Origin of the sequence: Croceibacter atlanticus HTCC2559, assembly GCF_000196315.1 — a bacterium.
Classification (GTDB): domain Bacteria; phylum Bacteroidota; class Bacteroidia; order Flavobacteriales; family Flavobacteriaceae; genus Croceibacter; species Croceibacter atlanticus.
In genome coordinates this window covers 2,116,617-2,127,500 of the sequence record NC_014230.1, presented here as the reverse complement: position 1 = coordinate 2,127,500, position 10,884 = coordinate 2,116,617, and the positions used below count along the sequence as shown (strand labels likewise).

Sequence of the window (10,884 nt, the reverse complement as noted above, 5' to 3'; positions counted from 1 at the left end):
AGATGTTTCAGTTCAGCGGGTTAACTTCCTTACGGATAACATACCTTCAGTATGCTGGGTTGCCCCATTCGGATATCTACGGATCAAAAAGTATGTGCCTCTCCCCGTAGCTTTTCGCAGCTTGTCGCGTCCTTCATCGTCTCTGAGAGCCTAGGCATTCCCCATACGCCCTTGCTTGGCTTGTCGCCTCGCGTTATGCTCTTTTGTCTTTTCTACTCAGGATAGATAAACTATCCTTCGTCAATATTTCGTGTTTCCCAATATGTCAATGAACTTTTTTACGCTAAAAACGTAATTGTGGAGAATATCGGAGTCGAACCGATGACCTCCTGCGTGCAAGGCAGGCGCTCTAGCCAGCTGAGCTAATCCCCCATTTTTTGAAATCCAGAATTGTAGAATTCAGAATTATAAATGAGTAGAATTCTCTGCTCCTAGAATTTCCTTCAATAATTTTATATGAACTTCATACTAATTAATTTAATTAGTATCTCAGTAGTCTCAGGCAGACTCGAACTGCCGACCTCTACATTATCAGTGTAGCGCTCTAACCAGCTGAGCTATGAGACTATATATGGGATTTGACAGTAGACCGTGCAGAGCACATCTCGACTTGGTGAACTTTCAAGACAAGGTTGCTCCAGAAAGGAGGTGTTCCAGCCGCACCTTCCGGTACGGCTACCTTGTTACGACTTAGCCCCAGTTACCGGTCTTACCCTAGGCCGCTCCTTACGGCGACGGACTTCAGGCACTCCCAGCTTCCATGGCTTGACGGGCGGTGTGTACAAGGCCCGGGAACGTATTCACCGCATCATGGCTGATATGCGATTACTAGCGATTCCAGCTTCACGGAGTCGAGTTGCAGACTCCGATCCGAACTGTGACAGGCTTTACAGATTCGCTCCTGGTCGCCCAGTGGCTGCTTGCTGTACCTGCCATTGTAGCACGTGTGTGGCCCAGGGCGTAAGGGCCGTGATGATTTGACGTCATCCCCACCTTCCTCGCGGTTTGCACCGGCAGTCTTGCTAGAGTTCCCGACATTACTCGCTGGCAACTAACAACAGGGGTTGCGCTCGTTATAGGACTTAACCTGACACCTCACGGCACGAGCTGACGACAACCATGCAGCACCTTGCAAAATGTCCGAAGAAAAGGGTGTCTCCACCCCTGTCATAATGCATTTAAGCCCTGGTAAGGTTCCTCGCGTATCATCGAATTAAACCACATGCTCCACCGCTTGTGCGGGCCCCCGTCAATTCCTTTGAGTTTCATTCTTGCGAACGTACTCCCCAGGTGGGTCACTTATCACTTTCGCTTGGCCACCCAGACCTAAGTCCGGACAGCTAGTGACCATCGTTTACGGCGTGGACTACCAGGGTATCTAATCCTGTTCGCTACCCACGCTTTCGTCCATCAGCGTCAATACAGTTCTGGACACCTGCCTTCGCAATTGGTGTTCTGTGTGATATCTATGCATTTCACCGCTACACCACACATTCCGGCATCCTCGAACTGATTCAAGCCAAACAGTATCAATGGCAGTTCCGTGGTTGAGCCACGGAATTTCACCACTGACTTATCTGGCCGCCTGCGGACCCTTTAAACCCAATGATTCCGGATAACGCTCGGACCCTCCGTATTACCGCGGCTGCTGGCACGGAGTTAGCCGGTCCTTATTCTTACGGTACCGTCAGCCACCTACACGTAGGTGGGTTTCTTCCCGTATAAAAGCAGTTTACAACCCATAGGGCAGTCTTCCTGCACGCGGCATGGCTGGATCAGGCTCCCGCCCATTGTCCAATATTCCTCACTGCTGCCTCCCGTAGGAGTCTGGTCCGTGTCTCAGTACCAGTGTGGGGGATCCCCCTCTCAGGGCCCCTACCCATCGTTGCCTTGGTGTGCCGTTACCACACCAACAAGCTAATGGGACGCATACCCATCTTATACCACCGTAGTTTTAAATATGTAATGATGCCAAAACATATTACTATGGGGTGTTAATCCAAGTTTCCCTGGGCTATACCCCTGTATAAGGTAGGTTGTATACGCGTTACGCACCCGTGCGCCACTCGCCGGCAAAGGAGCAAGCTCCTTCCCGCTGCCGTTCGACTTGCATGTGTTAGGCCTGCCGCTAGCGTTCATCCTGAGCCAGGATCAAACTCTCCATCGTAGTTTCAATATAATTTAAACAACAATGTCTTTGAATTTATTAGGACACTTCGTTAAAAGATGCCCTGCTCAGTCTAATTTCGTTCCCCGACCATAAGGCCGGTTCACGCTGTCAATTTTCCCAATATCTCAAATGAACTTATCTATTCAATTTTGTTTGCTTTAACTTGTTTCTCAAAGCGGGTGCAAATATAAAACCTTTTTTTAAACTACAAAACAATTTTTAAAAAAATATTTTTCTGCCGTTTTCACTAACGCCTTTCGTTGTTAGCGGGTGCAAATATACACTCTTTTCTAAAACTACAAACAACTTTTCAAAAAACTTTTTCGGTAAAAAAATCCACTAATTTTTGTTAGCGGATAGAGTGCAAATATACGTTCCTTTTATATTAAGAAACTAATATTTCTTTGACTTTTTTTTAAGTAATCTTTAACTCATTGTATTTTAAACGTTAAAGCCACTTTGAAGAGGCTTCAAAATAGTCTATATTTAAAACACTTGGTTGGTTATCTAATATATTACGCTGAAATGATCTCTGTAGAATGTCTTCAATTAAAAAATCTTCTCTATTATTTACTGGATTATATTCACTTTTTAATTCGATATCAAATAAACCTGCAGTAGTATCATACCAAAAAGCTCTCCACCCACTTCTCAAATTTTTGATTAATTGAAATGTTGTTACCCCAGTTTGTCTATGAATTAACTTAACTAAAATTTGACCTTCTGTCCTAGTAAGTTTTTTTAACTCTGCAGCAAACTGCTCCTCGATATACTTTTGAACTATTTTTGTATACTTTCTTCTTTCTGATTTAGATTTAATAGATGCCAATCTTGCATTTAATTCAGAAAGCCTTTCGGATGCAAGTTTTGCATATGGCCAAACCTTTCTTGTCTTTCTTCTTAATATTAAGTATCGCCTTCTTTCTAGGTCTGAAGTGAACTTAATTTTATTAAGTATAATTACTTCTTCAAGATCTATAAATTCTCTTGGGATAGTATCACCTTCAATAATCATGTAGTCATATTCTCTTTCTGTAGAATCTTGTGGTTTACTTTCTACTTGAGAATATGAAAATGACATATAAAGTAGTCCTATTATATATATGTAATATTTCACTGTTATTATTTAGATAATAATTAAATCTAATATCATACCAAATTTAGATAATGTAAGTATGAGTTCTCTTAATTTATATTTAAATTCGTTTAAAATCAAACGAACAATGACAGATAAAAGTATATTGAACAAAAAGTCTTTAAAGTTTTTAGAAGAATATTTAAATAATGCTTCACCTACCGGCTATGAATGGACAGGTCAAAAATTATGGATGGACTATTTAACACCTTATGTAGATGAGTTTATTACGGACACCTATGGGACAGCAGTAGGTGTTATTAATCCTAAAGCAAAATATAAAGTTGTAATTGAAGGACACGCAGACGAAATTTCTTGGTACGTAAATTACATTACTGATGATGGTCTTATATATGTAACAAGAAATGGTGGTAGTGATCATCAAATCGCAACCTCTAAACGTGTTAATATTCATACTAAAAGTGGAATAGTTAAAGGTGTCTTTGGATGGCCGGCAATACACACACGAGATAAGAGTAATGAAAAAGCACCTAAACCAGATAATATATGTATTGATGTTGGTTGCACTACCAAGGAAGAGGTTTTAGAGTTAGATATACACATAGGCTGTGTTATTACCTATCCTGACGATTTTATGATCTTGAACAAAAACAAATTTGTTTGCAGAGCATTAGATAACAGAATGGGTGGGTTTATGATTGCTGAAGTTGCTAGACTCTTAAAAGAGAATAAAAAAACTTTACCATTTGGTTTATATATTACAAATTCTGTACAAGAAGAAATTGGTTTGCGTGGTGCACAAATGATATCAGATCGTATTAAACCAAATGCAGCCATTGTTACAGATGTAACTCATGATACTTATACTCCAATGATTGAGAAAAAAGTACAAGGTGATGCAAAAATTGGGGATGGACCAGTAATTGCATATGCTCCAGCTGTACAACAAAAATTAAGAGACCTTATAATTAATACTGCAGAAGATAAGAAAATTCCATTTCAAAGAGCTGCATTATCTAGAGCTACAGGTACAGATACAGATGCTTTTGCATATAGTAATGGTGGTGTTGCATCTGCATTAATATCATTACCATTAAGATATATGCATACAACTGTGGAAATGGTTCATCAAGATGATGTAGAAAATGTGATAAAACTAATTTATGAAACGTTACTTACTATGAAAGATGGAGAAACGTTTAGCTATTTTGATTAATGACCTTAACAGATAAACAACTTGAGGCAATTTTAAAAGATCCTGAAAAAGCTGCCCAATTTTACAACCTTACTTATGTTTACGACAATCAATTAACTATTGATCGTCGTAAGCATGGTAAAGGTTTCAGATATTTTCAAAATGACAAACCTATTACCAAAAAGGATCTTATTAATAGAATTAAAAGTTTAGTAATTCCTCCTGCGTGGACAGACGTTAGAATAACCGATTTGGCAAATGGCCATCTTCAAGTTGTTGGTAGGGATGAAAAACACAGAAAAGTTTATAAATATCACGATTTGTGGACAGCTTTCAGAAACCAAACTAAGTTTCTCAAAATGTCTTCATTTGGAAATTCACTCCCGTTATTAAGAAAACAAGTTGAAAAAAATCTGCAGCAAGAAGAAATGACCAAATCTAAGGTTCTTGCAATTGTAATTACATTGCTTGAAGAAACACATATTAGAATAGGCAATTATTATTATGCCAAGAATAATAACACCTATGGTCTTTCTACTTTAAGGACTAAACATGTAGAACATATTAAAGACAGTATTCAGTTTCACTTTATAGGAAAGAAGAATAAAGAACATCAAATTAAAATAACCGATGATTCATTGATAGAGCTTGTAAACCAATGTGAGGAAATTCCTGGTTGGGAATTGTTTCAGTATTTTGATGAGGACGGCACTAAACAACGTCTCGATAGCGGAGATATTAATACCTACATTAAAGAATTAAGCGGTGAGCTATTTACTGCAAAGGATTTTAGAACTTGGTCTGCCAGTAAAATTTTCTTTGAAACATTAAGAGATGAACCTTATGCAGAAGATGAAAGCGAAAATAAATCATTGAGATTAAAGGCATATGATAAGACTGCTGAAGCACTTGGTAATACTCGAAGTGTTTGTAGAGAATATTATGTGCACCCTATGCTTAATGATTCTTATAAAGATGGTAGTATTAAACCTTATTTTTCTAAACTTAAGAAGAAGAAAAAATCTTCAAATAAGTACCTATCTCAAACCGAAGAGCTATTGTTGGAAATGATTAGTGATTACGAAATTAGTCTGGAAAAGAACTAATTTTTTTCTTTATCACGTTTTAGTAATTCTACTTGCTCTCTAAGTAGTTTGTTGGTTTCTGTCATTAATTGAATATTCTTAGGAGTAGAAACTGTTTTGTTAGTATCATCTTCTGCTTTCTTTTTAAGACTATTCATCACCTTTACAACTAAGAAAACTACAAATGCAATAATAATAAAATCAATAAAAACTTCTATTAACTCTCCGTAACCTACCGTTATTGCTTTTAACTCTTTACCATCTTCTCCTACTCTAGCCTCTTTAAGTACAATATTTTTATCGGCAAAATGAATACCGTCTGTAAGTAATGATAGAGGTGGAAGCATTACTTTTTTTACAATAACATCTACTACGTCTTTAAACGCAGCACCTATAATTATACCTATAGCCATATCTACCATATTACCTTTTACTGCAAACTCTTTAAATTCTGAAAAAAAACTCATTTAAAATTTATTAAGGTTGTTAAATCACAAACCCCACAAATTAAAAGGTTGCAGGGTTTAAACTAAATGTTAGTAAATACTAGTCTTCATCATCAAATAAACTAGGCTGATCGTATTTGTTTTTTGAATCTAAATTGTTTGGAGCATCATTTGCACCAGTTGTATGTATTTCTTCGTCATCAATAACTTCATGTTCTTCAGCCTTTATAGGTTCAGGAATTTCATAAGGTTCAGGTTCTAAAAGCGTAATTGTATTAACTTTTTCGGATGTTAATTGGTTACCAAGTGCTGTGATTCCTTTTAAAGAAATAAATTCCTCAAGCTTTACAGACTCATTAGGTTTTCTGTCTTTTCCTGGTTTTTTTGTGTACTCTAACTCAATTACTGGAAGATAGTCTGTAGATACAATTTCTAAATATGTTTTAGGGTGTTCTGTAACCACAAGTTCTTCCTTATCTTCATTTTCTATTAAAAAGCGTTTTACATAAAACTTCTCTCTTTCGCCATCCCAATAAACTATTGATATTGGTTTTTTAGGTTGCCATTTTTCCAAAACAATCATATCGCCATCAAAACGTGTGGTTAATTCTGGCTTGATTGTTTTTACAATTCCGCCTTGTGTAATAATAAGGAGTCTGTCTTCTGCTTTAAATTCTCCTAGTAAATCTCCTCGATCATCTACATTTAAGCGCTGCACTGTATCATCAAACCAAATACGTCTTGGTTTTAATGTCGAAACACCTTCTTCTTTTAACTCAATTCGTTTTACAGGATGCTTGGTAACAATATTTCCTTTAACACCTCTGCCTTTTATAGCCATGTCTGAGAAGTCTACCTCAAATTTCAATTTCTTTACTTGTCCAACTTGTCTCAAATAAACTGTTACCACTTCTGCTTCACCATTAGGATTGGCAGAGAAATAGAAAACTTTTGTGTTCTTTTTATCAGAACCCATATTGTATTCTCTATCTCTAGTCATACTAGTTACAGCAAAACGCTTCATATAAGTATTCCTACTTTTAGCGTCTCTATAAATCATATTATATATAGTACGCTTGTCTTTTTTCTTGAAGACCGCTACGTGAATAATATTTTTACCAATAAACGTTTTTGAGTCTACTTTAGTTACCATCATAGTTCCATCTTCTGTAAAACAGATAATGTCATCTATATCACTACAATCTGTAACATATTCATCACGTTTTAGAGACGTACCTATAAAACCTTCTGCCCTATTAACATAAAGCTTGGTGTTTCTTATTACCACCTTAGTGGCTTCAATATCTTCAAAAGCTTTTAGCTCTGTTTTTCTATCTTTATCTTTACCGTAGTCTTTTTTAAGATTAGCAAAATAATTTATAGCAAACTCTACCAAATGATCTAAGTGATGCTTTACCTCTTCAATCTGATCTTCTAAAGCATCTATTTTTTGTTGTGCTTTATCTATATCAAATTTAGATATCCTTTTAATTCTAATTTCAGTTAGTCTTACAATATCTTCTTCGGTAACTGCACGTTTAAGGTGTGCGGTGTGTGGTTTTAAGCCTTTATCAATTGCTTGTATTACACCTTCCCAAGTTTCCTCTTCCTCTATATCTCTATAAATTCTATTTTCAATAAAGATTCTCTCTAAAGAGGCATAATGCCATTGGCTTTCTAACTCATCTAATTTTATCTCAAGATCAGACTTTAATAAGGAGACCGTGTGGTCTGTACTGCGTCTTAATATTTCTGAAACGCCTATAAATTCTGGCCTGTTATTAATAATGATACAACTTAACGGAGAGATAGATTCTTCGCAACGTGTAAATGCATAAAGTGCATCTATGGTTTTATCTGGAGAAATATTTGGTGGTAAGTGCACCAATATTTCGACATTTGCTGCTGTATTATCTTCTATCTTCTTAATCTTAATCTTGCCTTTATCATTGGCTTTTAAGATTGAATCTATTAATGTTGTTGTGGTTGTTCCATAAGGAATCTCAGAAATGAGTAACGTATTTTTATCCTGCTGAGATATTTTAGCGCGTACTCTTACTTTTCCTCCACGCAGACCATCATTATAATTAGAAATATCTGCTTCTCCTCCAGTTTGAAAATCTGGATATATTTTAAAACGTTTTCCTTGTAAGTGTTTTATTGAAGCATCTATAAGTTCAATAAAGTTATGTGGTAATATTCTTGTACTTAAACCTACTGCGATTCCTTCGGCACCTTGTGCTAATAATAACGGAAATCTTACCGGAAGATTTATAGGTTCTTTTCGGCGACCATCATAACTTAATTGCCAATCTGTAATCTTTGGGTTAAATAAAACTTCTAAAGCAAATTTTGAAAGTCTTGCCTCTATATATCTTGAAGCAGCTGCACGGTCTCCTGTAAGAATGTTTCCCCAGTTACCTTGCATATCTATAAGTAGGTCTTTTTGTCCTACTTGTACCATAGCATCTCCTATACTTGCATCACCGTGCGGGTGATACTGCATAGTATGTCCTACTATATTTGCAACTTTATTATAACGGCCATCATCTAAATCTTTCATAGAGTGCATGATACGGCGCTGAACAGGTTTAAAACCATCTTCGATTGCTGGTACAGCACGTTCCAGAATTACATACGATGCGTAATCTAAAAACCAGTCTTTATACATACCGGTTACTTTGGTCAACACATCATCTTGTGTTGGCTCAAGTTCTGGCTGTTCTAAATTATCATTAAGATGATCTTGAGGGTGTTCTTCTGGATTTAAATCTTCGTTGTGTTCTTCGCTCATTGCTACATTATAGTCTTTAGACTGTGGTCACTCTTTATAAATACTTGTGTTTCTCTTTTATTATAACTTAAAGGTTGTATTATCTAAGCTTCTTCAATAACATCTAATTCTACTTTAAGATTATCAATAATAAACTCTTGTCTATCAGATGTGTTTTTACCCATATAAAACTCCAATAATTCTGCTATACTCATATCTTGGTCTAACATTACAGGATCTAAACGAATATCTTCTCCAATAAAATATTGAAACTCATCTGGAGAAATTTCACCTAATCCTTTAAATCGAGTAATCTCAGCTTTTCCTGAGAGCTTTTCTATAGCTTCTCGTTTTTCAAATTCTGAATAACAATAAACTGTCTCCTTTTTATTTCTTACTCTAAATAATGGTGTTTGTAATATATATAGGTGTCCTTCTTTTATAACTTCAGGAAAAAACTGAAGAAAGAACGTGATTAATAACAAACGTATGTGCATACCATCGACATCGGCATCTGTTGCTATTACTATGTTATTATATCTTAAATCTTCAATTGAATCTTCTATATTTAAAGCTGCCTGTAGGAGGTTAAATTCTTCATTTTCATAAACAATTTTCTTACTTAAGCCATAGCTATTAAGTGGTTTACCTTTTAAACTAAATACAGCTTGAGTATTTACATCTCTAGATTTTGTAATACTTCCACTTGCTGAGTCACCCTCAGTAATAAATAGTGTCGTTTCTAAATAACGATCTTTTTTATGATCTCCTAAATGAATTCTACAATCGCGTAATTTCTTATTGTGCAAACTTGCTTTTTTAGCGCGATCTCTGGCTAATTTTCTAATCCCAGATAAATCCTTACGTTCTCGTTCTGCTTGCAGTATTTTTTTCTGAAGTTGATCTGCTACGTCTTGGTGACGGTGTAGGTAATTATCTAATTTAGTTTTAAGAAAGTCATTAATATAAGTTCTAACAGTAGGAAAATCGCCACCCATATCTGTAGAGCCAAGTTTTGTTTTAGTCTGACTTTCAAAAACAGGATCCATTACTTTTATAGCAATGGCAGACACAACAGATTTACGTATATCACTACTTTCATAGTTTTTTCCATAAAACTCTCGCACTGTTTTTACAATAGCTTCTCTAAAAGCAGATTGGTGTGTACCACCTTGTGTAGTATGTTGCCCGTTTACAAATGAATGGTACTCTTCAGAATATTGGGTTTTACTGTGTGTAATTGCAACTTCAATATCATCTCCTTTTAGATGAATAATTGGATACAACCTATCATCTTCTCGTATGGTATCACTTAGTAAATCTTTTAATCCGTTTTCTGAATAAAAACGCTCTCCATTAAAAACAATGGTAAGACCAGGATTTAGATAAACATAATTTTTAAGCATTTTAGCTACATACTCACTTCTGTATTTGTAGTTCTTAAAAATAGCTTCATCTGGAATAAAGGTAACTTTTGTACCACGACGTCTTGAGGTTTCATCTAAAAACTCTTCGTCTGTAAGGTTACCTTGTGCAAACTCTGCGGAAGCACTTTTACCATCTCTGGAAGACTCTACCCTAAAATAAGATGACAATGCGTTTACAGCTTTGGTACCAACACCATTTAAACCTACAGATTTCTTAAAGGCTTTGGAGTCGTACTTTCCACCTGTATTCATTTTAGAAACTACATCCTTTACTTTTCCTAAAGGAATACCACGACCATAATCTCTAACAATTACACGTTCGCCTTGTATAGAAATTTCGATGGTTTTACCTGCATTCATAACAAACTCATCAATAGAGTTGTCTAATACTTCTTTTAGTAAGATATAGATACCATCATCTGCACTGGAGCCATCACCAAGTTTCCCGATATACATTCCGGGACGCATACGTATGTGCTCTTTCCAGTCTAATGAACGTATATTATCTTCAGTGTACTTAGTTTCTTGCTCCATAGGCTTTCTTAAATTGGGAATGTGTGCTAATATAAAGGTATCCGCATCAAAATAAAATATACAAAAGTGAAAGTAATTAACAAATAAGGGTTAAGTTTTGTTAATTGCTGATAATCAAAAAACCAGCTACAAAATTTTTGTAGCTGGTTGTTATGTTT

At 35.9% G+C, this 10,884-nt stretch carries 6 protein-coding genes, 2 tRNA genes and 2 rRNA genes (1 of these 10 cut by a window edge); 2 read left to right on the top strand and 8 right to left on the bottom strand.

Annotated elements, in window-relative coordinates; all coding sequences use genetic code 11:
- From CA2559_RS09650 to CA2559_RS09630, 5 genes are all read right to left on the bottom strand, one after another.
- Window positions 1–187 (bottom strand): 23S ribosomal RNA (locus CA2559_RS09650); it reaches 2,638 nt to the left of the window's first position.
- Window positions 188–298: 111 nt separating this feature from the next.
- Window positions 299–372: transfer RNA gene (locus tag CA2559_RS09645), tRNA-Ala, on the bottom strand.
- 121 nt (window positions 373–493) lie between these two features.
- Window positions 494–567, bottom strand: a tRNA-Ile gene (locus CA2559_RS09640).
- Window positions 568–641: 74 nt separating this feature from the next.
- A 16S ribosomal RNA gene (locus tag CA2559_RS09635) occupies window positions 642–2,167 on the bottom strand.
- Together the 16S and 23S rRNA genes with 2 tRNA genes alongside form the textbook arrangement of a ribosomal RNA operon.
- A 451-nt stretch (window positions 2,168–2,618) precedes the next feature.
- Window positions 2,619–3,251, bottom strand: a complete 633-nt coding sequence (locus tag CA2559_RS09630; RefSeq protein WP_013187692.1) for a DUF4294 domain-containing protein — start codon at window positions 3,249–3,251, stop codon at window positions 2,619–2,621.
- 142 nt (window positions 3,252–3,393) lie between these two features.
- On the opposite strand from CA2559_RS09630, the gene CA2559_RS09625 reads away from it, so the two are divergent.
- Window positions 3,394–4,482, top strand: coding sequence for a M42 family metallopeptidase (locus CA2559_RS09625; protein WP_013187691.1), 1,089 nt, complete (start codon window positions 3,394–3,396; stop codon window positions 4,480–4,482).
- Window positions 4,482–5,567 carry a DNA topoisomerase IB gene (locus CA2559_RS09620; protein ID WP_013187690.1) on the top strand — a complete coding sequence of 362 codons (1,086 nt, stop codon included), beginning with the start codon at window positions 4,482–4,484 and terminating at the stop codon, window positions 5,565–5,567. Before CA2559_RS09625 ends, CA2559_RS09620 begins: the two co-directional genes overlap by 1 nt.
- Here CA2559_RS09620 and mscL read toward each other — a convergent pair.
- The 3 genes from mscL to CA2559_RS09605 all read right to left on the bottom strand — a co-directional run bounded on the left by mscL (window position 5,564) and on the right by CA2559_RS09605 (window position 10,726).
- Entirely contained in the window at window positions 5,564–6,013 is a 450-nt protein-coding gene (gene mscL / locus CA2559_RS09615) for a large conductance mechanosensitive channel protein MscL (protein WP_013187689.1), read from the bottom strand. The two genes, CA2559_RS09620 and mscL, sit on opposite strands and share 4 nt — an antisense overlap.
- 79 nt (window positions 6,014–6,092) lie before the next feature.
- Window positions 6,093–8,786, bottom strand: a complete 2,694-nt coding sequence (locus tag CA2559_RS09610; protein ID WP_013187688.1) for a DNA gyrase/topoisomerase IV subunit A — start codon at window positions 8,784–8,786, stop codon at window positions 6,093–6,095.
- Between the two features lie 83 nt (window positions 8,787–8,869).
- On the bottom strand, window positions 8,870–10,726 hold the full coding sequence (locus tag CA2559_RS09605; RefSeq protein WP_013187687.1) for a DNA topoisomerase IV subunit B: 1,857 nt from the start codon (window positions 10,724–10,726) through the stop codon (window positions 8,870–8,872).
- Window positions 10,727–10,884: the final 158 nt, after the last annotated feature.

Bases quoted from the DNA above. Each gene is read 5' to 3' on its own strand.
- CA2559_RS09630 (WP_013187692.1), bottom strand. From the start codon at position 3,251: ATGTCATTTTCATATTCTCAAGTAGAAAGTAAACCACAAGATTCTACA.
- CA2559_RS09625 (WP_013187691.1), top strand. From the start codon at position 3,394: ATGACAGATAAAAGTATATTGAACAAAAAGTCTTTAAAGTTTTTAGAA.
- CA2559_RS09620 (WP_013187690.1), top strand. From the start codon at position 4,482: ATGACCTTAACAGATAAACAACTTGAGGCAATTTTAAAAGATCCTGAA.
- mscL (WP_013187689.1), bottom strand. From the start codon at position 6,013: ATGAGTTTTTTTTCAGAATTTAAAGAGTTTGCAGTAAAAGGTAATATG.
- CA2559_RS09610 (WP_013187688.1), bottom strand. From the start codon at position 8,786: ATGAGCGAAGAACACAACGAAGATTTAAATCCAGAAGAACACCCTCAA.
- CA2559_RS09605 (WP_013187687.1), bottom strand. From the start codon at position 10,726: ATGGAGCAAGAAACTAAGTACACTGAAGATAATATACGTTCATTAGAC.